We start from the raw sequence: 20,321 nt of genomic DNA on the forward strand, positions 1-20,321 counted from the left end.
GCTCCTGTGATAAATATGCGGGAGAGGAGAACACACTATGATCTATATCATCACCGCACTTGCGGTTTTCATGTTTCTTGCGCTTTGCGGAGTATGCAGCCGGCTCAAGAAAGCCGAAGAGCATATCGAGATTATCCGCGTAGCGCTGGACCGTCATCTAACCGACGGCACTGACTATCGTTCTACGACAAGCAAACAGCAGGTCAAACAGGCACAGCTACTTGCCGAACTTGCCCAATATCGTGCTGCAAAGTCGGTAGGCCGCAAGGGAGACAACGCATGAGCCACTACACCAAAAGTGAATGGCAGCGCGTAAAGGCTAACGCGACGGCCCGCTGGCAGGCTTTCTCGTCAAACCCGCTGCTGCCATCCGACTACAGGACAGCGAAAGTCGCATTCTGGCTCGCGATAGAAGAAGGCGCGGACAATGCGCTCAGTCTGATCCAATCAGGCAGCAACCTCGATGAGGCAGCACAATATGTCCCCGACTTCCTCGACTGGAAGCTGGGAGGTGACGCATAATGGACAAGATCACCCGACATGTCATCGAAAGGATGGCAGAGCGTTTGAAGCGCACCATCGACGGCGAGGGTTACAACGCTCTTTGCCAAGCTGCTCACAAGGGCTTTGTGGTCGAACGAAAGACCACCTCATCAAAGCGTGTATTCAGGTTCCAGCGGAAATGGCTGCTCGCAGTCTATGACGAACAAAAGTGCCGCGTTGTGACCTGCTGGCGTCCACACAAAAAGATCATCGAGAAAGCGAGGCTGGCATCCTGATCCTCACGACTATCCCGACCGACTTATTTGCGTCCTATCCTAAACAACTCAAACAGGCTTAAGCATCAATCGCATCTTATTGCCTCCCACTTCGCGACAATATCTGCCTGAATTGCTCGCTCAACTACAAACTGGTAGGTTGCTTTTAGTATCAGCTTCTGAGCCTCTGCCAAGGTGATCGTCTTCTGTGGAGGGCCATGCCTTTTAGCGCCGTGACGAGCAAATACGCCGAGCGTCTCTACGTTGTTCACCGTCCCAGTGAAACGCTTGACGTCCCCAGAATTCATCCCAGAGCAGCCGGCTATCCTCTCATCCGACCATCCGTGGGTCTTCAGCCAATCGAGCACTGAGTAGAGCGTTCGATAGTCAGGGCCATTGTACCCGAGGTGCTTTAGCAAATCGCGGGTTACATCATCAAAACGTGAGAGGAAAATCATCTGCTCGACACTTAGTGATTTACCAGGAGCGTAAACTCTTGGCACTCCCATACTGAGAACTAAATCATCAAACGGGTTAGAAAGCACGTTGCCTTCCCAGCATTCGTACGACTTTCCGGTTCTATTGTTAATCAAACGGCCAAATGTGAAAGGCTCATGAGCTGGACTGAACAGGTACATCGCTCCATCTAATATCGCTTTTAGCGCTGCTGCACGATCAAAGACGACATTGTTGGTTGCAGCCAATTCGAAGTGAGGAGATGCAAAGATAAATCGATTGCAGACGAAACCGGCCTCACATTTCCACATACTGATATCAGGACTGCGAAAATCAGTCGCTAATGCAACTGTCTGATTCAGAGTGGAGCGAAATTCCATTCCCCAGGTTGGCTGCGAGAAGATGCTGGGGGGATTCCTATAGCTGGTAAAACTCATAGAGCCGCTCTCAATCCTATTACCTAATAACTATCAACGCAGGTTGCTTAATTGCCTCCACATAGCCCTAAAGTCTATTTGGTGAGGTGTCTAAAAAATATCAACCTCAGAGCGTTATCAATGATTTGCTTGGCAATGACTGTGGAATACCATAAGAACAGCTTCATCGGAACCCATATGACTTATCCTAACGCGAGCTTCCCCCTCAGATGCACGGTAGCTGCGATTGATTTCCAGCCATTCTTGTAAAAATGTGGGCATCGTCACCACGTCATTCGTTGCACGCCAATAAAGAGCGCCAAAAATGGACAACTACAGCCGCACTACATCCTCTGGATAAGGCTCTTTGCCCAAGACATTGCGGTGTCAATGGCCCAGTTGGTTTGTTGCGGGGACAGCGACGGCATACGATCTGGCCCCGGCCCATGCGCAAAGGGATTGCGAACATCCGTAAACATCTTCTTCAACAAGTCCGCTTCCCATTGTTCTATGAAGTTGCCATTTGCCCTAGATCCGAGATTGTCGACGTAATTAGCTGCGCCTTTTTCCATGCCAGTGTTCCACCCCTTCTTGCCACTGATTATCTTGATAACGCTTTCGAGTGCAGAGACAGCGTGGAATGCAGCAGTTCGATCCGCATTATCCCTGCGATCAATTGCCTCCTTCATTTGCAGATCGACATTTGACCACATCGGATCGGCAACAAGCGACCAGAACGGCTCATGTATCTCATCAGAAGTTAAGCGATCATCAGTGAACTGGAAGAAGCCGTTGTTATAGCTCAGCGGATAAGCCGCCTGACGCAAGCGCTCATTAATCTCCAGAATTGCTGCACTAAGATGCTCTGTAATCCGCTTGTGGTTTGCAAGAACATGCTGCTCATTGTTAAAAAGCGAAAACGGACTCATATTGCTATCAAGCGACCGGGCTGCCTCCAATTTGCTGTCCAGCCCATCATTGAGCCGCGCAACAAAATCAGAATGTATCCGCAATACCTGCTCAATCAGTGATAGCCGAAGCCCTATAGTGATAAATGGCTGCACCCTCAGGTCATATTTCTGATTAAGATACTCGTTGCTGATTACCGAATATAGCTTCCGCTCCGGCCTACCATTGTAATGGTGATACGGGTCTGCCAGACTATCGACACCCAACTCATCACACACCCGCTCATGCGCGTTTTCAAATGTGGATTCCATTCGGGTCTGATCCTCATAGAGGTCTTGCCCATTCTGCGTCCATTCGGGTTTCGATAGAAGCATGACCCGCAATAGCTTCGATGCCTGAAACATGAAGCGCCGATCAAGCTCAGTCCATGCGCTTTTTACAGGCTTATTCGGATAACGATTATAGAAGATGTCGGTCAGCATAACGGTTTTCAGCCCCAAATCCCGCTTGGTAGCACCCATTATAAATATGAGCATGGAGAAAACCAAGCAAACCAAGTCAACCCTACCGGCGGTAGTCGCAGAACAGCAAGCTATGGTTCCAGCTGTGACGAACCTAATCGGCAAAGTAACTCGCCCACGTCCCGGTCAGCCCACAAAGCGCACGGAAGCCATTGTAGAAGAGATCGTAGATCGAATTGCCGACGGTGAGAGCCTTTTAGCGATCTGCCAGGACGAGCATTTGCCCGGTTACAGCACATTTAACCGCTGGCAGCGCGCAGACCCCGACCTACTGCGCTTGGTTGATCTCGCATATGAGTTCCATGCGCGCACGATGGATGACATCATCGACGACATGCTGGCCGGTGGGCCGTCTAGTTGCGGTGAATTCCGTCGAGACGTGGAACGCGCTGCTCACTTGCGTTGGCGATTGGGCAAACTGAACCGTAGGCGTTTCGGTGACAGGCAGCAGATTGAGATTACCACCTATGAGCCTGTGGTCATTGATGGCACGATCATCGAAGGACCGGGCGGCGACGGCGTTTAATTTAAGCCGATAAGCCGCTTAACACTCGCTGCATACCACTGACCACCCTGTGCGGTCGTGATATGTCGGGCATTCAGGTATGCAGCGATATCCCTCAAGGACACACAACCCTCAGCCCTAGCAGCGTCTATATGGGGCTTAACGAGAGCAGCACGGGCAGCAGTAGCCTTAGTGCGCTTATCCGCGCTAGCGATACGTCCTAGCGCACCTATGGCCGCTATGTTGCCACGATCCCCACCCAGCTTTGCCCCTTTAGCCTTTGCAGCCGCAAGAGCCTCCTTTGTGCGCTTGCTTATTTGTTCGGCTTCCCATTGTGCAACCTGAGCCATAATGCCGATCATAAAGCGATCCGCGAAAGGCATATCGGCAAAGCGAATAGGCACATGACTGTCGATGAGGCTATTCAGGAAAGCAGCATTGCGGCTAAGCCTATCCAGCTTTGCAACTAACAAGGTCGCTCCGGTAAGGCTCGCATAATCCATTGCGGCCTTCAGTTGCGGGCGGTCATTGTTCCTACCGCTTTCGACTTCCGTAAACTCGGCTAACAATGGCGCATCGATGATTGCGGCGACTGCCTGCTTCTGAGCCTCGAGCCCTAGTCCACTGTTGCCCTGCTTGCGAGTGGAAACCCGATAGTAAGCGACGCACTTCATGCCGTAACCCTGTTGCAATGTCCGTTGCGCGAGGTGTTACAGCCACAGCACAGCTAGAGCGACCTAAGACTAGAAGCCCCAAAGAAGCCCAGCACGACTAAGCACTTCTCAGACGCTACATGGTGTGCTGCAAGGCCGTCTGGCTATCACAGTGAGCTTCCTAGCGCTTCTATGACGCAAGGAATGACAGGGGGTAGTATACACATGCTGAGCAGTGGGGTGGGGTGTGGGTGCAATGGACTATTTTCTGTCTTCCAAAAACCTGACTGTATAGTCTGGATTTTTCACCACTTTTTCCGAAAGCCGCGACCGTATTATAGATTTGTTACCGTCGTCTCATTATTTTTGGGCTTTAACAACCTAATCCCATGAAGGAGCAAATTAGATGGACCTTCTTTACTGCGATGAAAGCAACCTAGAAAATCGCGAGAATGAGTTTCTACTTTATGGTGGTGTCCGCATTCCTGGCGATCAAGCCGCCGCCCTGAGCAACCGAATTGAGGAACTGCGAGCCGAATCTGGTTTAGCGCCAGATGCTCAACTCAAATTCAATCCGGCTCCCGATGGGCTTACGCACGAAGCATTCCGCGACCTCAAGCAAAGCATTATCGAAGCCGCCATCGAACACGACTGTCAGTTCCTAGCGTATGTGGCGTTGCATAACATAGCAGGCGAGCCTGACGTGGCACGTCGGTATGGCATCAACACCATCTGCTATCATTTTCATTGCTGTCTAAATCGTGAAGATAAGAACGGACTTGTCCTGATTGATCGTTTCAACGACGAAGGCAACAGGATCGATGGACACCTTCGAGATAAGATGTCGATTGGAGTCCAACTTCCCCATGAGAATGAACCCACCCGACTATCTACTATAAATGGTTTTCATTACAGCGCGATCGGGCAGTCGCACTTCACTTCTTTAGCAGATATACTCATCAGTTCACTTCGGTGGGCAATCAATGTGCATTCAAGAAATACTGGCGACCTTAGAGACAATGCGTTGACACTTTTACGGGTCATGTCTCCACTATTTTTCCGCTATGATGCAGGAGCAGCAGTACCAGACCTCGGCTTTTGTTTTTCCCCGATGAACGTAAAAGTCGCCGCCTACCATAAACTATATCTGGACCTTCAAGGCTTTCTCCGTGAGGGCGGCATTGATAGTAGCCAGATTATAACGAATAATCGGTGATTGACAGGGGGCGCCCAAACCGCGCCCCCTTTCCTCCGCTAAAAGCGGAAGCTGTTAAAGCGAGATAGCGTCAGCCTTAGTATAGCTGAGCTCCCAACTGGACTTGCCCAGACCACCGCCGCCGAAAGCGCCGTTCTCGAACTTCTTGAAGCGCATCGCTACGCCATCGGCTCGCGGCCACATTGCGACCTTCCCCTGACGAGCCAAGATCGAACCCGCGCTGCTATCCCAATTGGCGGGCTGGCCATATTTCGCCGACAGTGCGGTCAGAACATCATTCGAGCAACGACCGCCCATGCTGGGATTGCCTGCGATCATGACCTCGCGCACCAGCCCGTTGTCGTCAAAGCGGATATTGACCTCCGCGTCGCACTTCTCCGTGATCTTAATATCGCTGAGTTCGATGTTCTTGGGCTGGTAGCTAACGCCTTTGCCTTTCGGATACAGCGCCTCGACCTGGCTTCGCGTCATGCCAAATTCGATGTTGTTCCAGACCGGCGCTGCCATTGCTGGAGCGGAAATGCCCAGAGCCAAAGCAGCGATTATTACTTTCTTCATTTTTTACTCCCTGTTGCAAAGCGCGTAGCCTTACAGCCGCCCTTATAGACCTGTCATCCTCAAAGGACAGTTAATATCCATCCTCTAAATATGGGATGACTACAAGTTCCAGTAAGGGCATCCGCCCCAACTTCGATGGCTTTAATGAAGACCAGTGGGAAGCATATCGCCTTGCCACTACCGCAGGTAACAAGTTCCACCTTTTTTACGGGGGTGGTGGTTCCGGCAAAAGCTGGCTCATCATGTTCATTGTGTTGCTTCGTGCGTATCGCGCTAGGAACACCCGTCACGCAATTTACCGCCTGACCAGAAACTCTTGTGAGCAGACCCTTTTCAATAAGACGCTCTTCGAAGTGCTGGATCAGGGATTTCCGGGCCTTCGTGAACAGATCGAAGCAAAGAATGGCATCAGCTATTCGAAGATGATCGTCACCCTCCCCAACGGCAGTGAACTCTATTTCAACGGGCTTGATGAAAACCGAACATCGAAAGTCCTTGGTGACGAGTTCAACACTGTCTGGCTCAATGAGTGCAACGAGGACGGCCTAAGTTACAGTCAGGTATCCACTCTAATGACCCGACTTCGAAGAAAGTCGGAAACAGAAGATGGAAAGCTGCTCAAAAACAAGATGTTCTTTGATTGCAACCCGCGCTTCTTTAGCGACTGGGAATATAAGGCGTTCAAGCTGCACATTAATCCCAGCGATGGCGACGCAATGCCGCGTGAGCATCAATGGGTATCCCAGAAACTCCGAACCGAAGCCAACTTAGAAAATCTCTCGGAAGACTACACCGAAAATATGGAAACGATGAGCGCAAGTGATCGCCGTCGTTATCTGGAAGGTGAATGGTCCGACGAAAACAGCAACGCATTGTTCAATGAGAGGATGTTTGTCGATCATCGCTTTCCTAAGCCCAACAGCATCGTCACTCCAGCACAGACATTGGACCTACTTGCCGATCACGGCATCGAGTTGAACCGTATCACAGTTGCAGTCGATCCAGCGACAAAGGGCGATACAAAGAACGACCTTCACGGCATCACCGTTCAGGGGATTTCAGGATACGGCAAAGACGCGGAAGTCTATGTGTTGGCCGACTATAGCCGCAACGGCTCTCCTATCCATGTCTGTGATGTTATCGCAGAGGCATATAGGGATTGGGGTGCAAGTCGCATCATTCTGGAAGACAATGCGGGTGGTAAGTGGCTGCAAAGCACCATTATGCAACATAGTCCGCATCTGCCACTGAAGTTCGTCAATGCCAATCGAACTACGGGCGACAAGTCGTCTCGTGCTGAACCTGTTGCTGCTCAGTATGAGATCGGCAAAGTGCATCATGTGGGCACTCACAAAGAGCTAGAAGCGCAAATGTGTGATTGGGGTAGTCCAGCGAGTAGAAGGAAGTCACCTGACCGCATGGACGCGGTAGTTTGGGGCATCACTGAACTGCTGGACTTGAACCAAGAGAAGAAGCCCGAACCAACGGGCGGCGGCGCATACCGCTACAAACGACTACGCTAATCAGGCTAGATTTAAATCATACATCACCTCTGTAGCTAACGAACTCATAGAGGATTTCAATTTCGCAATAAGCGCTGGACCGCCGACATATGTTGATGGCTTAATTTCTCCATACAAATTATATTCAATTTCCGGTATTCCAGATCGATGCTTACGAAGTTGATTTTCGACGCTTTGAAAGGCGGCTTGCACTTCCTTTGAGAAGACACACTTAGCTTCCAACATCAGCCTCTCAAACTGCGCGTCTTTAATCTGATAGCCTTCGCTCTCGATATATATTTCAACGAGCTTTTTCGTGGCACTATACACCTCGATCCGGCGATCAAATAACGCTTGCTTGTTGGCCTGCTTTTGAACCCGCAACTGCTGCCCGTAGATCAGCGCCTGAACAATGCCAACAAAGGCTGCTGCACACCCTACGCCGATCGTTGCCCAAACCCCCGCTTCCGCTACGTCCATTCTAACCTCATCTAGCTTTTGCCGTTATGTTTCGCATCATAACCCTCTTCGGCAACCTCATAAATAGCCAAGGCAGGGCTGTGCCACGCCGCTTCATTGCGTCCGTGACGCGCCCCCTTAATGCCTTTGGCAGAGGATTTTAGTGCCTATCGATGATATTTCCAAAGCAACACCTGAGATTGCTAAACATCACCCGCGTTTTGTTCGTAACCGCGATTTTGCAGATGGCGAAGAAGCCGTAAAAGCAAAGAATTCCATCTATCTGCCTGCTGCTAATCCCGCAGATGATGATGCAACATACAACTCGCACCTTTTCCGAACCCGTTTCTTTCCCGCAGCATCAAAGACGCTGCAAGGCTGGGTCGGCCTCATCAAGCGCAAGCCCGATCAGCTTGGCACAAAGAGCGAGATTATCGGCACGCTCTGCGAACTGCTTACACCCGACTATCTGAACCTCAACGAACTGACCGAATGGCTGATCCGCGAGACGCTAATCACCAATTTCACCGGACTGCTTGTCGATCACCCAAGCAGGGATGAATTTACCGGACTGAGCGCCGCCAATGCATTCGAGCAGGGATATCGCCCGTTCATTGCTGGCTATACCGCCGAAAGCATCCTTGAATTGAAGCCCGGCTTGGTCGGTGGAAAGCGCCAGCTAGTCCGCGTCCGACTGATGGAACAGGATTGCACTCGCATCCGCGAACTGATGGTCAATCAGGGCATCTATCAGGTGCGTATCTGGACCAAGGATGGCGAGGCATTCATTCCCGGCCCGATCCAAACTCCATTGGTCAACGGCAAGGCATTGGGTGAAATTCCGTTCGTTCTGGTCAGCACGTCGGAAAAGCTCACGCCGCAGCCATCGCTTTTGCAGCATGTGGTGGATCTCAATCTCCAGCTTTATATCCAGCAGGGTTTGCTCTCCAACGTCCATTACACGTTGAGCGCCCCCATCCCCACCATTCGCGGCATTTCGCCGTTGAAGGACAAGGATGACAATTACGTTCTCGACAAGGACGGCCAGCTACAGTTTCCAGACTTTCCGGTAGCCCCCGGCAGTTTGTGGCTCTTTGAGAGCAAGGACACGGTTGCTGAATATCTGGAATTCAAGGGACAAGGCGCGGCTACGCTCGAAAACTCGGTCAAGGAGATAAAGGACGAACTGCGCATCGCAGGCCATTCCATTGTCGCTCCCGACAAGCCCGCACCAGAAGCACCAGAAACGCAGATGATCTACCGCGCAGCGGAAATGGCCATCCTTGCCAGCTTTGCGCGCACAATTTCCGCCAAGATGCTTCGCGCTCTCAAGCTGTTGGCGCGCTGGGCCGATCCGGCGGCAGAAGCTGACCTGACATTCTCCGTCAACAAGGACTTCGTGCCACAGAGCTTGTCGCCACAGGCAATCTCTGCGCTCCAAGGTCTATGGCAGGCCGGTGCTATCACGCATGACCAGCTATTGCTCTGCCTCAAGGATGGTGAAGTGCTGTCGCCGGCGCTCGACGTTGCGGCCGAAATCGAAGCCACGAAGGTCGAGGTCGCGGACAGGCCAAGCACTGAGGCTCTATAATGGCCACAGTCAATCAGTCCCTACAGGACCGCGCCATTGCCCACGCCATAGCGATCAGTCGCTATGGCAACGGCATTTCCGACCGCATCGTCAAATTGCTCAACAGCGCTGACGCTGATCTTCTGGAAAAGATCGCTGGTCGGCTCGCCTCCATTGAGGAACGCAGATACGACCTAGGCCCGAAAAGCACCAAGCGTTTGCTTGCCCTGCTGGACGAGCTGCGCGCTCTCAATGCCGCGATCTATGAGCAATTGCATGACAGCCTGGCCGACGAGCTAAACGATTTCGCGGCAGCGGAAGCGGGTTTCCAGAAGGCAGCGATCGAAGGCGCATTGCTGGTGGAAGTCGGCACGAAACTGCCCGCCCCTGCCCGCTTGAAAGCCATTGTCGAGGAAGTGCCATTTGAAGGTCGCCTGCTGAAAAGCTGGACCGAAGGGATGGAGCAAGGACGCATTGATCGCGTCACCCAAGCAATCCGTCTGGGCCTCACTCAGAGTGAGACGACGGATCAAATTGTCCGTCGCATCCGGGGCACGAAAGCCGCTCAATATAGCGATGGCATCCTTGATGTTAGCCGTCGATCCGCTCAGTCGATTGTCCGCACCGCTGTTACTCATGTCTCCAACGTCACCGCTCAGGAGACGTGGAAGGCAAATAGTCATGTGGTCAAAGGCTGGCAGTTTCTGGCCACGCTAGACACGCGCACGACTATTGGGTGCGCCAGCCTCGACGGAAAAGTCTTTCCAATTGGCGAAGGTCCAATTCCACCCAGACATATCCGCTGCCGCTCGATCAGCGTTGCGGTGACAAAGAGCTTCCGGGAAATGGGTATCGACAAGGACGAACTGCCCAAGGGTGATCGTGCGAGCATGGACGGTCAGGTAGCTGGCGCACCGCGCTATGAGCAATGGCTGTCCGCTAAGAGTGCCGCTGTTCAGGACGATATACTAGGCCCGACCCGTGCAGCTTTGTTCCGCGACGGAAAGCTGAAACTAGACCAGCTTGTAAAGTCGGATGGCACAAAGCTGACACTGGACCAGCTAAAGGACAAATACCCGTCAATTCTCCAGTAATCTGACCACCGCCGCGCGGCGTTCAAACATAATATCGCGCATCCGCCTCAACTGCCCCCCGACCAATCCTGCCGATTTATTATGGATATCATGCACGAAAACCGCTTCGCGGGTGATGCGCCCAATTTCACCATAAAGCTGGGGATCAGAAGTGGCTAATTGCTGCAACGATTCCAATTGCAACCGGATAGGCTCGATCTCGGAAATATCCTTTCGCCAGCTATCTCCGAACGTGGATGTAGCGACGACCCTTCCATAGACCTCTTGGATTTTCGCCTCAATCTCAGCGGTCAGGCGGATCACTTCACCGATCAAATGGGCGCGTTTCTCATGTGCTTGGTTATCAGCAATCTGTCGAAGCTGCTGGTCATAACGGCGCTGACTATTTGCGATCCTAACAGCAAAGATCACTGCAACCACGCTACCCACGCCAGCTATGACGCTTGCAATTCCAGAAACCCAGTCTGCGACATTACCATAATCGACTGCCAACGGACAGAACATCAATAACCCCGCTAAATACGATTGCTTCCAAGTGGAAGTAACCGAGAACGCCTGTGGCGGGAAGGACAAAAATGACCGACAATACTAAGACTGTCACGGAAGACAGCGAAATCAACACCAGCAACGACACTGCTGATCTTCAAACCGAAATCGACAAGCTACGCGCCAAGAACAAGGAACTTCTAGCTGAGAAGCAGAAGGTCAAGCAGAAAGCTCAGGAAGCCCAAGACGCAGCCGACGAAGCAGCGGCTCAGGCAGCAGAACGCAATGGCGACATCGAAGCGCTGAAATCCGCACATGTGAAAGAACTCAAGAAGCTGCAAGACAAGCTAGATGCAGCGGATACCGACCTGCGCAAAATCCGCATCGATAACGAACTTACTCGCGCCTACAACGAAAGCGGCAGGCCCGAACTTGCTGAGCAGTTCATTGCTTGGGCAAAGGATCGCGTTCAGTATGAGAATGGCGTTGCGACAATCGAAGCTGTCGGTGTCGGGGAATATGTCACCAACTACCTGAACAGCAACACCGGCGCACATTTCCGTCGAGTAGCTGACAATAGTGGCGCTGGCGCATCCGGCAACACCAACACCACCGCTCCCTCCAAATGGACGAAAGAAGAGTTCCTGGGAACGCGCTCGCGTGAGGCTCAGTTACTCGCTCGCGACAACCCTACCGAACATAACGCCATCGTCAGCCAGCTAGGACTTCCCGATAGTTTGAAGGTCTAAGCCACCTAAAGAGCCATTGGAATAAATAACGGGGAAGCAAGAACAGCTTCCCCGGCCCTCCAACATGGGCCGAGTTTTGTCCCGTAGTTGGAGAACATAATAAGATGACCATTCAAGGCACAACTATTAACGATCTAGTCCCGAGCGAAAAGGCACTTGGCGCTCGTGTTGACCTCGTTCTGAAAGAACAGAACCCAATCATCAACAGCGGTCTTGCTGCAACCGGCCCAGAAGTAGATGCAGTTCTTAGCGGTGGTGCGCGAAAGCAGGGCCTCGCCTACATCGAACCACTCGACGCCTCTAACGTCAACATCAGCACCGATGACATCAACGAACAGGGCGCTAGCGGCAAGCTGACCGCCGACGAATTTAACGTCCTGCGTCATGAGCAAAACTGGGCTTGGGGCTACACCGATCTCGCTCGTATGGTCACCCAGTATGATGCCAAGGGCGGCATCGAAGCTGGTATCGGTCAGTATTGGAACACCCGCTTCCAGAAGACCACTGTATCGTCTGTGAAGGGTGTTCAGGCACACATTGAAGGCGTTCTCGCTTATTCCGGCGCTGACGCGTCCCTGCTTGCTAAGAAGGCAGCTTATGCTGGTCTTGTTTCGGGTTCGACCTCGACCGACTTTTCGATGAACACCGTTCTCAAGGCTGCTGCTACTGCACTTGAGTATCAGGATATGTTCGACGTTATGATCGTTCACCCAACCCTTTACGCACTCTTCCAGAGCCAGGAGACTTCGGGCTTCCTGACTCCTGCGCAGACCGGCACCAAGTTCGCAACTTACAAGGGCTACAAGCTGCTCAAGAGCGTAGCTTTCGGTGAAACTCAGATGGCTATCGCACGTAGCGGCGCAATCGCATTTGGTGCGCGTAGCAACGAAATCGAAATCAACCGCCTCGCTAATGGCGGTACGGGCGGCGGCGCTACCCTGCTGCACTCGCGTCAGGGCTTCGTTTCTCACGTTCAGGGCACTAACTATGCTGGTTCGGTTGCACCCGACCTGACCGCACTAGAGAACGCCGCAACTTGGGAACTGGAAGTCGCTCCTGAACACTTCGGCTTCCGCTTCATTAAGTATAAGAAGCCAGCATAATTCTCCCGCGAAAGGGAAACAGAAACCTGCTCTGGAAACGGAGCAGGTTTTCTTGTGCCTCATAAATACTGAAAACTCAGGAGGCCTAATGGCAGTTACACTAGATCAAGTTGATACCTTCCATGCAGATCGCGGCTACTCCGAGTGGGCAGCGATTGCCGAGAACACACGTCGCGCAATGATTGTCCGCGCTCTCGATTATGTTGAAGCAAACTATGCTCCGCTTATTGCGGAAGCAGAAGCGCACCCGCGCTATCTCATGTCGGTGGCCCTTCTTGCACTTCGCCTTTTCCAATCCGTCGATCCAATGACGGCGCAGCCTGTCGTGAAGAGTGAGAAGAAGGAAATGAAGGGAATGAAGAAGGAGGTCGAGTATTTCGAGCCATCCGCACTTGATCCCTTTCCCGGCGTGACCAAGCTAATCGAACCCCTCAAACTACCCACGGTAGCTGTCCCATCGGTCAGCTTCGGAAAGCTGGTCCGCTAATGACGTTCTATGAGGAAATGGCAGAACTCGCAGTCGAAATGCTGAACGAGTTTGGCGCTGCTGCAACCCTGAGCCGTGAGACAGTTTCCTTCGACAAGAAGAGCAATCGACGCATTGCTGTCACGGTCGATCCAGTGGCTACCCTAGCTGTCATGGATGAACTTGAAGTGCTGGATGAGAACACAGGCCGTCTTGTTGTCCGTACGGTCGCATACCTGCTCGCAAAGCCAGCGACCGGCGACATTCTGATGATGGGTGATCGCAAGTGGACAATCGGCAAAGTGACAACTGTTCAGCCAACCAACCTAGCTATCATCCATTTTGCGGAGGTGGAGAATGCTTAAAATCGATCTCTCCGACTTGCTCAACAAGACCCCAGCCATGAAGCAGATGGTTGAACAGAAAGTCGTTGAAGTGGCAGCTAAGGTCACACTTGATGTTCATGCCAACGTGGTTGCTGGTTCGCCCGTAGATACTGGCGCATTCCGTGGTGCGTGGACTGTCGAAACTCCCACACAGCCATTTGAAAACGGCAAGGTCGAGAACACCACAACATACGGCCCACAGCTTGTTGATGGTCATTCTGGACAAGCGCCCAAAGGCTGGATCGATAATGCCGTCCTAGCTGCAACCCGACTTTAAGGAGAACCGATGATTTATTTGGACGTAGATGATTTGAATGCGCGTTTCTGGACTTGTGAACTGAGTTACAAGGATGAGAACGGCGACACGGTTGTTCTCTCTGATAGCCAGAAGCTAGTCGAGAACCAGCCAGACGAAGAGGTTGACGCAACCCAGCCTTATGTTCGCTGGGTGATTGAACCCGGTGCGAGTGTCCAAAAGGTCAACGCCGGTCCACACATGTTCAAGAGTGTTGGCACTGCCTATTTGCAGGTCTTTGTACCAAAGGGAATGGGCACTGGTCCAGCAACCGACATTGTTGATTGCTTCCATAATCACTTCCGTAAATATCGAAGCGAAGACACTTGCTTGCGTGTCCTATCGACGGATCAGCGCAAGGGCTATGACAAGAAGTTCTATCAGGTGAATGGCTCATTTGCCTACGAAAGCAATCGCTCCTGACCTCGCAATAAATACAGGCACGGAGCCTGTTTTTGCGGCTCCCTAGTTTAACAACAAGGAGACCGCATGGCACTCGTTAGCTCATCTGATATTACGTCCAGCATCATCGCTGAGACTGTGTTTGGCGTTACGCCAACCGCAACTGCAACCCGTTACGAACTTCCGCTAGGAGCGGACGCGGCTCTTCTGACCGCTGCTGCTACCACTATCGCAAGCCCTACCAAGCGTCCAAATCGCGCCAGCAATGGTTCGCGTCGTGCCATGGTCAATCCAGAAGGCTCACTGGACATTCGTTTCCAGAACCATGCTTTTATGGACATTCTGCTGCAAAGCGCTCTGTCGAACACCTTTGCTACTAAAGTCCTGAAAGCGGGCACTGTCGATAGCAGCTTCTCGGTCATCCATAAGCTGGCCAATGACATGTATAAGACCTACGCGGGTAACATGGTCACTGGTTTCTCGATCTCGACCACCGGCAATGACGAAGTGAAAAGCTCGTGGAACTTGATCGGCGCAAGCGTGACCGACGGCGCAACCGATAACGCGCTGGCTGTTACCGCGATCACCGGCGCTACTGAGTTTCTGGCTTCGGAAGTTCAGAGCATCACTGTTGCGGGCCAGACCCTCTCCGTTGCTGAACTGACCTTCGAAACCACGCTGGACCGCACTCGTCGTCCGGTCCTCGGCTCGAACACCGGTCTACAGTTTGGCGTCAACGGCACTCGCGAAACCACTGTCACGGTCAGGGCTTATCGTGAGAGCTTCGCCATCAATAGCGCGATCACCGGTCTGGCTCAGGCTGTTAGCTTCGATATCGGAACAACCGGTGCTGGCTATCGTTTCCAGCTTCCTGCTGCATATGGCGATATGCCCGTCGATAGCATCAGCGATGGTTCGGCTTTCGTGACGATCACCTTCAAGGCTGGCTATGACGCAACTTCGGGCACAGATTTGGTAATCACCAAGTTGTAAGAGATAGAGAGCTACTTCCTCTCCCTTAGGTAGCTCTCGGCGGCTCTGGGCTTCGGCTCAGGGCCGCTTCCTTATCAGACGCATAAATACCTTTGCCGATAAACCATTAAGGGAGAACATAAGATGGCAAAGAACGAAACTACCGTAGCCGATGAGAACTTCGGCTTTGATATCCCAGTCCGTTATGACGCAGACGTTGCAGTTGAAGGCGTTTGGTCGCCTCCTGTTCTGGACGAACATGACCAGTGTTGGGGTGAATTTAAGCTGGTCATGTATGACGGCGACAATCCAGCGATCAAGAAGGTGCAAGAGCGCGTTAAGAATAAGCACGCTAAGGCAATCCGCTTGAAGCAAGTCACTGCTGACGATCTTGCACTTGAAGTCTTCCTTGACGCTATCCTACTTGATTGGAAGGGCGTCAAGAAGAGTGGCGAAGAAGTTCCATATAGCAAGGAAATGGCGAAGCAGTATTTTTCCATTCCGGCTGTCCGCAAGGTGGTCTTTGTGGAACTGCTGGAATTTGCTGCTGACGTTCGCAACTATGGCTCAGCCGACAAGGACGAAATCTCGGGAAACTAATAAAGGCTTTGGACTGGAGTATGCGCGATGATCTCGCGCCACTCCAGAAAGGAGCCGATGCCGGTAATGAGCTTGCCATTAAAGCACTAGCCGACCAGCCAGATATTGAATGGTCATGGCACTGGTGGGCATATCATGAACTATCTACGGATCGTCCAGCAACACAAGGTGCGCTACTCCCCATCCCTCATTCTGCAATCCGGCTTATGGCAGACGAGTGGCATTTGAAGGGTAAAGAGCGCTCCGACTTCCTCTACATCATTCGCGAACTGGACGGCTTTGTTCTCAACAAAGCGCGTGAGCAGGCAGAGCGAGCCATGTCCTCTAAGGGCAAGTAGAGCCAGCTAAATAACGGGAACCTCTCATAAGAAGGAGAACCCGTGGCAGACGCACAAGCAGTAATTAGGATCAATATCGAGGCTGCTGGTGCGGAGGCTGGCGCTCGCCGCGTCAATCAGGCCATTGGTTCAGTCGGTAATTCTTCACGTCGCACAGCAGCGGCAAGCGACAATCAGACATCGGCATTGGGTCGCCTGACCCGCGCAATGAACGACAACGCCAAAGCCGGTGGCGCAGTCGGCAAGATCATGGACGACATCAATGGTCGTTCTGCTGCCGCAATTCCGGTTGTCGGCAATCTCATTTCCAAACTCATGGGCATGGGTCCGGTCGCGGGCATCATCGGTGGTGTCGTCCTGGGTATTGGCGCGCTCGCCACCGTAGCAGTCGGAGCAGCCGCGAAGGTCGAGACATGGAAAGCCAATTTGCTGACCATGACAAAAAGCACGGAAGCCGCTGACGCAGCTTATCGTGAACTGGTCGCTTTCGGTAACAATACCCCGTTCTCGACGGAGCAGTCCGTCAATGGCTTCATCAAAATGCGCGCTCTGGGTCTAGAGACCTCGACCGAGATCATGACCAGCTTCGGCAATACGTCTGCCGCGATGGGCAAGGACATGACGCAGATGGTCGAAGCCGTTGCGGACGCCACGACCGGTGAGTTTGAACGCCTCAAGGAATTTGGCATCAAGGCCAGCCAAGAAGGCAATAAGGTCAAATTCACTTTTCAGGGCGTGACCACGACCGTCGATAAAAACGCATCGGCAATTCAGAAATACATTGTCGGTATCGGCAACACCAATTTCGGTGGAGCAATGGCCCGACAGATGGCCACCGCTCAGGGCGCGTTCTCCCAATTCGAAGATCAGATTTTCAACACACTCGCGGCAATGGGTGACGGCGTTCTGAATAAGACCGTCGGCAAGGTCGTCAATGCTGTATCGGGTGGTCTAGCGGCCATCACTCCCCTGCTTTCCGGCATCATGGATATTGTTGGTGGCTTGCTGTCGGTCGTCGTGGATGTTGGCGGCGGCCTGCTTTCCATGTGGATCGGCGGCACTCAGGGCGCTGGCACATTCAAGAGCCAGCTTGATGGCCTAGCCGTCGCTTTCAAGTTCCTAGGTGAATGGGTCTCGATGGCGGGCAGCGTCATCGGCAGCGTTATGGGCTTTGCCGGTGATATCATCGGCATGGTCGCCGGTGGCATTCGTAGTGCGTTTGGTGCTGCTTTCGATTGGCTAATGCCCGCGACGCAATCGACTGGCCAGAGTATGGGCGAAAGCCTTGTCGGGATTTTGCGCGCTGCTCAGTATGTCGCTGGTCAGCTTCCGAATATCTTCAAGGTCGCACTGGCCGAATTGAAGACATCGTTCATGCAGACCGGTGCGGCTCTTGCTGCCGCCCTCACTGGCGATTTCTCCAAGTTCAGCAAAATCGATCTCTGGTTTAGCCGCACTCAAAAGGTCGCGAGCCGTGTTATTGCCGGTGCAGGCCGTGTCCAGCAAGACCAGCGCGGCAATCGCAAGTGGATCGATGAAGCAGCCGGAAAATCGGCAAAGGGCAACATCGACTTTGCTGCATTGGGCAAGGACAAGCCAGCAGCGGATAAGAAGAAGAGCGGCGAAAGCGATGCCGAAAAGCGCGCGAAGGCAGAAAAGGAGTTCTGGGAAACTCTCAAGAACGAAGCTGCCACTGCCGAACTGCTGGGCATCAAAGCCGAAGATCATAAAAAGCAGCTAGAGCTACAGAAAATCCTAGGCCGTGATCTGGTTGCTGCCGAATTGCAGCGCCTGACCACCGCGACCCAGCTCGTCCGCACCAACAAGTTCCTAGCCGATGCCGCTCAGGCCCATATCGACGCTGTGACCGCTGCCGGGATCTCGGAAGAGATGACCAAGAAGCGAATTGCCGGTCTCACTCAGGATCAGATTGAGAGCGAACGCGGCATTCTGGAATTCCGTGCAAAGGCTGCGGCCGAAGGCGTGGACCTGCAAAGCGCTGCGTATCAGGCCGCGGAAAAGGCACTGCGCACCGATCTTGCCCGCGTGGATGCCAATAAGCTGCTTAATCAGCAATTGGACCGCGCTGTCGACCTGGCCGACAAATACAGCGCGTCATTTCGCAAAGCACAGGCCGCTAAGCAGTCCGCAACCGATATGGCTGCGCTCGAAGTGGGCCGTGCAAATGGCACGATCAGCGATGCGGTCTATAAGGAAATCAAAGAGGGTCTGGCACAAGCTGCGCTCGATACCTCAATGCAATTCCGCGACGAGTTCGGTCAGCGCATCGAGGCCCTTGGCGATCAATTCCAAGGTGCGTTCGGCTCCGCGATCAGCAAGCTAGGCCGTGCCATTCAGGGCATTGCGACCGCAGCTACCGGCAAGAATTTCGGTGGTCTTGGTGCAATCGGATCGCTGGTCGATGTCTTCGGTCGCAAGGTCGATGGGTCGCTAAACGGTCTGGGCAAATCATTCCAGAGCGGCGCAAGTTCGTTTGGTGACAAGCTGTTCACAAGCAGCACTTGGACCAAACCGCTGTCCAGCATTTCGGACAGCTTCGGTGGATTTAAGAAATCCTTCGGCAGCATGTTCAGCAAGGGCGGCGACTTTATGAGCGGCCTTGGTAGCGTTCTGGGCAACGCTGCTGGCGGCGCTGGCATCGGTAGCGCAGTCGGCTCCATGCTGGGCCTCAATAGCACTGGTTCATCCATTGGCGGCGCAATCGGCTCGATTGGCGGCCCTCTTGGTTCGCTGGCCGGATCGCTGATCGGCGGCGCGCTTGGTGGTCTGCTGAAAAAGGCCAAGTGGGGCACAGCGACCGTCACCAACGGCACTGTCACTACTCGCGGTAACAAGCAGGCATATGAGGACAATGCGTCCGCTGCCGGTAACAGCATCATATCGACGCTCGACAACATCGCTGCCCAGCTTGGCGCAGACGTGGGCAATTACTCCGTCTCGCTTGGTCAGTATAAGGGGAAATGGCGTGTCAGCAGCAGCGGGCGTTCTGGTAAGCTCAAGGGCAAATACAGCGACGTTTCCGACTATGGCAAGGATGGCGCAGAAGCAGCACTCCGCGCAGCCATCGCGGACGCAATCAGTGATGGTGCAATCGTCGGTGTCAGGGCTTCCACTAATGCACTGTTGAAAGCTGGCGACGACATCGAAGCGCAGATGGAAAAGGCGCTGACCTTCGAGAACGTCTTCAAGGATTTGAAGAGCCGTCTCGATCCGGTTGGCTCTGCACTCGACGCACTCAGCTTGGAGTTCAATAACCTCACGAAGATATTCAACGAGGCAGGTGCGACCAGCGAAGAATATGCCCAGCTAGAACAGCTTCGCACTCTCAAGCTACAGGACATCATTAAGGAACAGACTTCTGGTCTGCGCGATATCTTGGACACTCTAAACGGCGAAGCAAGCGGAAAGTCCGCTATGGCGCAGTTGACCGAGAACATGGCCGCGTTTGCTTCCTACCAGAGCGATGCACTTGCGGGCAAGCAAGTCGATCAGGACGCATATTCAACTCTTGTCGATAAAATCCTTAACAACAGTCAGTCGGTCTATGGCACGAACTCTAAGGAGTATCAGGCGCTCCTTTCGGACTTGAAGTCCACGACCACCGGCTTCCTAACAAATGTCGAAACTGCGCTTGGCGTAGCTTCTACCGCTTCAACTTCGTCGGACGTGACTTCGGTTCTAAACAGCCAGACGAACGCGATCACAACCAACCAGACACTACAGACCGATTACCTCGCGCAAATCCTATCCGCGATCAAGTCGGGCAATAGCGCTGGAACTGTCGTTTACACCACAACCGGCGGAACGACTTACACGGCCATCAACGGCAAGCTGCAATATGTTTAAGGGAGGCGCGTAAATAAGCACATGGCAATAGACGCAAACA

Annotated in this window: 24 protein-coding genes; 18 read left to right on the forward strand and 6 right to left on the reverse strand. The window is 52.9% G+C overall.

The genetic code is table 11. The features are described from left to right. Nucleotides 1-37: 37 nt before the first annotated feature. Genes N6H05_RS18685 through N6H05_RS18695 form a run of 3 tightly spaced genes read left to right on the forward strand, consistent with a single transcriptional unit; the run spans nt 38 to nt 779 of the window. Nucleotides 38-283: a hypothetical protein gene (locus N6H05_RS18685; RefSeq protein WP_284111089.1), complete on the forward strand. Its 246-nt coding sequence runs from the start codon at nt 38-40 to the stop codon at nt 281-283. Continuing rightward, a complete protein-coding gene (locus tag N6H05_RS18690; RefSeq protein WP_284111090.1) occupies nt 280-522 on the forward strand; it encodes a hypothetical protein in 243 nt (80 codons plus the stop codon). The genes N6H05_RS18685 and N6H05_RS18690 overlap by 4 nt, the downstream gene beginning before the upstream one ends. Continuing rightward, nucleotides 522-779 carry a hypothetical protein gene (locus N6H05_RS18695; RefSeq protein ID WP_284111091.1) on the forward strand — a complete coding sequence of 86 codons (258 nt, stop codon included), beginning with the start codon at nt 522-524 and terminating at the stop codon, nt 777-779. Before N6H05_RS18690 ends, N6H05_RS18695 begins: the two co-directional genes overlap by 1 nt. Before the next feature lie 65 nt (nt 780-844). On the opposite strand, the gene N6H05_RS18700 is transcribed toward N6H05_RS18695, so the two are convergent. After that, nucleotides 845-1,651 (reverse strand): hypothetical protein, encoded by an 807-nt coding sequence (locus N6H05_RS18700; protein WP_284111092.1) that lies wholly within the window; start codon nt 1,649-1,651, stop codon nt 845-847. A 323-nt stretch (nt 1,652-1,974) separates the two neighbouring features. Continuing rightward, nucleotides 1,975-3,060, reverse strand: coding sequence for an AbiJ-NTD4 domain-containing protein (locus N6H05_RS18705; RefSeq protein ID WP_284111093.1), 1,086 nt, complete (start codon nt 3,058-3,060; stop codon nt 1,975-1,977). Between the two features lie 13 nt (nt 3,061-3,073). Here N6H05_RS18705 and N6H05_RS18710 point away from each other — a divergent pair, with 13 nt between their 5' ends. Next, a complete protein-coding gene (locus N6H05_RS18710; protein WP_284111094.1) occupies nt 3,074-3,586 on the forward strand; it encodes a terminase small subunit-like protein in 513 nt (170 codons plus the stop codon). On the opposite strand, the gene N6H05_RS18715 is transcribed toward N6H05_RS18710, so the two are convergent. Further along, nucleotides 3,583-4,239, reverse strand: coding sequence for a recombinase family protein (locus tag N6H05_RS18715; RefSeq protein WP_284111095.1), 657 nt, complete (start codon nt 4,237-4,239; stop codon nt 3,583-3,585). The genes N6H05_RS18710 and N6H05_RS18715 overlap by 4 nt on opposite strands. A gap of 385 nt (nt 4,240-4,624) precedes the next feature. Between N6H05_RS18715 and N6H05_RS18720 the strand changes: the two genes are divergently transcribed. Then, on the forward strand, nt 4,625-5,434 hold the full coding sequence (locus N6H05_RS18720; RefSeq protein ID WP_284111096.1) for a hypothetical protein: 810 nt from the start codon (nt 4,625-4,627) through the stop codon (nt 5,432-5,434). A gap of 54 nt (nt 5,435-5,488) precedes the next feature. Here the strand turns inward: N6H05_RS18720 and N6H05_RS18725 are convergent, their stop codons facing one another. Continuing rightward, nucleotides 5,489-5,992: a hypothetical protein gene (locus N6H05_RS18725; protein WP_284111097.1), complete on the reverse strand. Its 504-nt coding sequence runs from the start codon at nt 5,990-5,992 to the stop codon at nt 5,489-5,491. A gap of 95 nt (nt 5,993-6,087) precedes the next feature. Between N6H05_RS18725 and N6H05_RS18730 the strand changes: the two genes are divergently transcribed. Beyond that, nucleotides 6,088-7,515, forward strand: coding sequence for a phage terminase large subunit (locus N6H05_RS18730; RefSeq protein ID WP_284111098.1), 1,428 nt, complete (start codon nt 6,088-6,090; stop codon nt 7,513-7,515). Here the strand turns inward: N6H05_RS18730 and N6H05_RS18735 are convergent, their stop codons facing one another. Beyond that, nucleotides 7,516-7,974, reverse strand: coding sequence for a hypothetical protein (locus N6H05_RS18735; RefSeq protein WP_284111099.1), 459 nt, complete (start codon nt 7,972-7,974; stop codon nt 7,516-7,518). It abuts the gene before it with no gap. Nucleotides 7,975-8,116: 142 nt separating this feature from the next. Here N6H05_RS18735 and N6H05_RS18740 point away from each other — a divergent pair, with 142 nt between their 5' ends. Continuing rightward, nucleotides 8,117-9,544 (forward strand): DUF4055 domain-containing protein, encoded by a 1,428-nt coding sequence (locus N6H05_RS18740; RefSeq protein WP_284111100.1) that lies wholly within the window; start codon nt 8,117-8,119, stop codon nt 9,542-9,544. Continuing rightward, entirely contained in the window at nt 9,544-10,617 is a 1,074-nt protein-coding gene (locus N6H05_RS18745; RefSeq protein ID WP_284111101.1) for a minor capsid protein, read from the forward strand. The genes N6H05_RS18740 and N6H05_RS18745 overlap by 1 nt, the downstream gene beginning before the upstream one ends. Here the strand turns inward: N6H05_RS18745 and N6H05_RS18750 are convergent. Beyond that, nucleotides 10,603-11,109: a hypothetical protein gene (locus N6H05_RS18750; RefSeq protein ID WP_284111102.1), complete on the reverse strand. Its 507-nt coding sequence runs from the start codon at nt 11,107-11,109 to the stop codon at nt 10,603-10,605. The two genes, N6H05_RS18745 and N6H05_RS18750, sit on opposite strands and share 15 nt — an antisense overlap. Before the next feature lie 83 nt (nt 11,110-11,192). Here N6H05_RS18750 and N6H05_RS18755 point away from each other — a divergent pair, with 83 nt between their 5' ends. The 10 genes from N6H05_RS18755 to N6H05_RS18800 all read left to right on the forward strand — a co-directional run bounded on the left by N6H05_RS18755 (nt 11,193) and on the right by N6H05_RS18800 (nt 20,281). Then, nucleotides 11,193-11,852 carry a hypothetical protein gene (locus N6H05_RS18755; protein ID WP_284111103.1) on the forward strand — a complete coding sequence of 220 codons (660 nt, stop codon included), beginning with the start codon at nt 11,193-11,195 and terminating at the stop codon, nt 11,850-11,852. 104 nt (nt 11,853-11,956) lie between these two features. After that, complete coding sequence (locus N6H05_RS18760; protein ID WP_284111104.1) at nt 11,957-12,955, forward strand: hypothetical protein; 999 nt, start codon at nt 11,957-11,959, stop codon at nt 12,953-12,955. 88 nt (nt 12,956-13,043) lie between these two features. Then, the gene (locus tag N6H05_RS18765) at nt 13,044-13,442 is read left to right on the forward strand and encodes a hypothetical protein (protein ID WP_284111105.1); all 399 of its coding nucleotides are present in this window, start codon (nt 13,044-13,046) and stop codon (nt 13,440-13,442) included. Continuing rightward, nucleotides 13,442-13,786 carry a hypothetical protein gene (locus tag N6H05_RS18770; protein ID WP_284111106.1) on the forward strand — a complete coding sequence of 115 codons (345 nt, stop codon included), beginning with the start codon at nt 13,442-13,444 and terminating at the stop codon, nt 13,784-13,786. Before N6H05_RS18765 ends, N6H05_RS18770 begins: the two co-directional genes overlap by 1 nt. Next, nucleotides 13,779-14,084 carry a hypothetical protein gene (locus N6H05_RS18775; RefSeq protein ID WP_284111107.1) on the forward strand — a complete coding sequence of 102 codons (306 nt, stop codon included), beginning with the start codon at nt 13,779-13,781 and terminating at the stop codon, nt 14,082-14,084. Before N6H05_RS18770 ends, N6H05_RS18775 begins: the two co-directional genes overlap by 8 nt. Before the next feature lie 9 nt (nt 14,085-14,093). Next, nucleotides 14,094-14,525 (forward strand): hypothetical protein, encoded by a 432-nt coding sequence (locus N6H05_RS18780; RefSeq protein ID WP_284111108.1) that lies wholly within the window; start codon nt 14,094-14,096, stop codon nt 14,523-14,525. Nucleotides 14,526-14,591: 66 nt separating this feature from the next. Beyond that, complete coding sequence (locus N6H05_RS18785; protein ID WP_284111109.1) at nt 14,592-15,497, forward strand: phage tail tube protein; 906 nt, start codon at nt 14,592-14,594, stop codon at nt 15,495-15,497. Nucleotides 15,498-15,620: 123 nt separating this feature from the next. After that, on the forward strand, nt 15,621-16,076 hold the full coding sequence (locus N6H05_RS18790; protein WP_284111110.1) for a phage-derived protein YdaY family protein: 456 nt from the start codon (nt 15,621-15,623) through the stop codon (nt 16,074-16,076). Nucleotides 16,077-16,096: 20 nt separating this feature from the next. Continuing rightward, nucleotides 16,097-16,414 (forward strand): hypothetical protein, encoded by a 318-nt coding sequence (locus N6H05_RS18795; RefSeq protein WP_284111111.1) that lies wholly within the window; start codon nt 16,097-16,099, stop codon nt 16,412-16,414. Between the two features lie 42 nt (nt 16,415-16,456). Further along, nucleotides 16,457-20,281 carry a tape measure protein gene (locus N6H05_RS18800; protein WP_284111112.1) on the forward strand — a complete coding sequence of 1,275 codons (3,825 nt, stop codon included), beginning with the start codon at nt 16,457-16,459 and terminating at the stop codon, nt 20,279-20,281. The last annotated feature ends 40 nt before the right edge of the window (nt 20,282-20,321 follow it).

It is taken from the genome of Sphingobium sp. WTD-1, assembly GCF_030128825.1.
Taxonomy (GTDB): Bacteria; Pseudomonadota; Alphaproteobacteria; order Sphingomonadales; family Sphingomonadaceae; genus Sphingobium.

Coding starts and splice junctions, on each gene's coding strand:
- N6H05_RS18775 (WP_284111107.1), top strand. CDS start 13,779: ATGCTTAAAATCGATCTCTCCGACTTGCTCAACAAGACCCCAGCCATG.
- N6H05_RS18705 (WP_284111093.1), bottom strand. CDS start 3,060: ATGGGTGCTACCAAGCGGGATTTGGGGCTGAAAACCGTTATGCTGACC.
- N6H05_RS18745 (WP_284111101.1), top strand. CDS start 9,544: ATGGCCACAGTCAATCAGTCCCTACAGGACCGCGCCATTGCCCACGCC.
- N6H05_RS18725 (WP_284111097.1), bottom strand. CDS start 5,992: ATGAAGAAAGTAATAATCGCTGCTTTGGCTCTGGGCATTTCCGCTCCA.
- N6H05_RS18795 (WP_284111111.1), top strand. CDS start 16,097: ATGCGCGATGATCTCGCGCCACTCCAGAAAGGAGCCGATGCCGGTAAT.
- N6H05_RS18735 (WP_284111099.1), bottom strand. CDS start 7,974: ATGGACGTAGCGGAAGCGGGGGTTTGGGCAACGATCGGCGTAGGGTGT.
- N6H05_RS18690 (WP_284111090.1), top strand. CDS start 280: ATGAGCCACTACACCAAAAGTGAATGGCAGCGCGTAAAGGCTAACGCG.
- N6H05_RS18755 (WP_284111103.1), top strand. CDS start 11,193: ATGACCGACAATACTAAGACTGTCACGGAAGACAGCGAAATCAACACC.
- N6H05_RS18765 (WP_284111105.1), top strand. CDS start 13,044: ATGGCAGTTACACTAGATCAAGTTGATACCTTCCATGCAGATCGCGGC.
- N6H05_RS18715 (WP_284111095.1), bottom strand. CDS start 4,239: ATGAAGTGCGTCGCTTACTATCGGGTTTCCACTCGCAAGCAGGGCAAC.
- N6H05_RS18710 (WP_284111094.1), top strand. CDS start 3,074: ATGGAGAAAACCAAGCAAACCAAGTCAACCCTACCGGCGGTAGTCGCA.
- N6H05_RS18695 (WP_284111091.1), top strand. CDS start 522: ATGGACAAGATCACCCGACATGTCATCGAAAGGATGGCAGAGCGTTTG.
- N6H05_RS18790 (WP_284111110.1), top strand. CDS start 15,621: ATGGCAAAGAACGAAACTACCGTAGCCGATGAGAACTTCGGCTTTGAT.
- N6H05_RS18700 (WP_284111092.1), bottom strand. CDS start 1,651: ATGAGTTTTACCAGCTATAGGAATCCCCCCAGCATCTTCTCGCAGCCA.
- N6H05_RS18760 (WP_284111104.1), top strand. CDS start 11,957: ATGACCATTCAAGGCACAACTATTAACGATCTAGTCCCGAGCGAAAAG.
- N6H05_RS18770 (WP_284111106.1), top strand. CDS start 13,442: ATGACGTTCTATGAGGAAATGGCAGAACTCGCAGTCGAAATGCTGAAC.
- N6H05_RS18730 (WP_284111098.1), top strand. CDS start 6,088: ATGACTACAAGTTCCAGTAAGGGCATCCGCCCCAACTTCGATGGCTTT.
- N6H05_RS18685 (WP_284111089.1), top strand. CDS start 38: ATGATCTATATCATCACCGCACTTGCGGTTTTCATGTTTCTTGCGCTT.
- N6H05_RS18785 (WP_284111109.1), top strand. CDS start 14,592: ATGGCACTCGTTAGCTCATCTGATATTACGTCCAGCATCATCGCTGAG.
- N6H05_RS18720 (WP_284111096.1), top strand. CDS start 4,625: ATGGACCTTCTTTACTGCGATGAAAGCAACCTAGAAAATCGCGAGAAT.
- N6H05_RS18780 (WP_284111108.1), top strand. CDS start 14,094: ATGATTTATTTGGACGTAGATGATTTGAATGCGCGTTTCTGGACTTGT.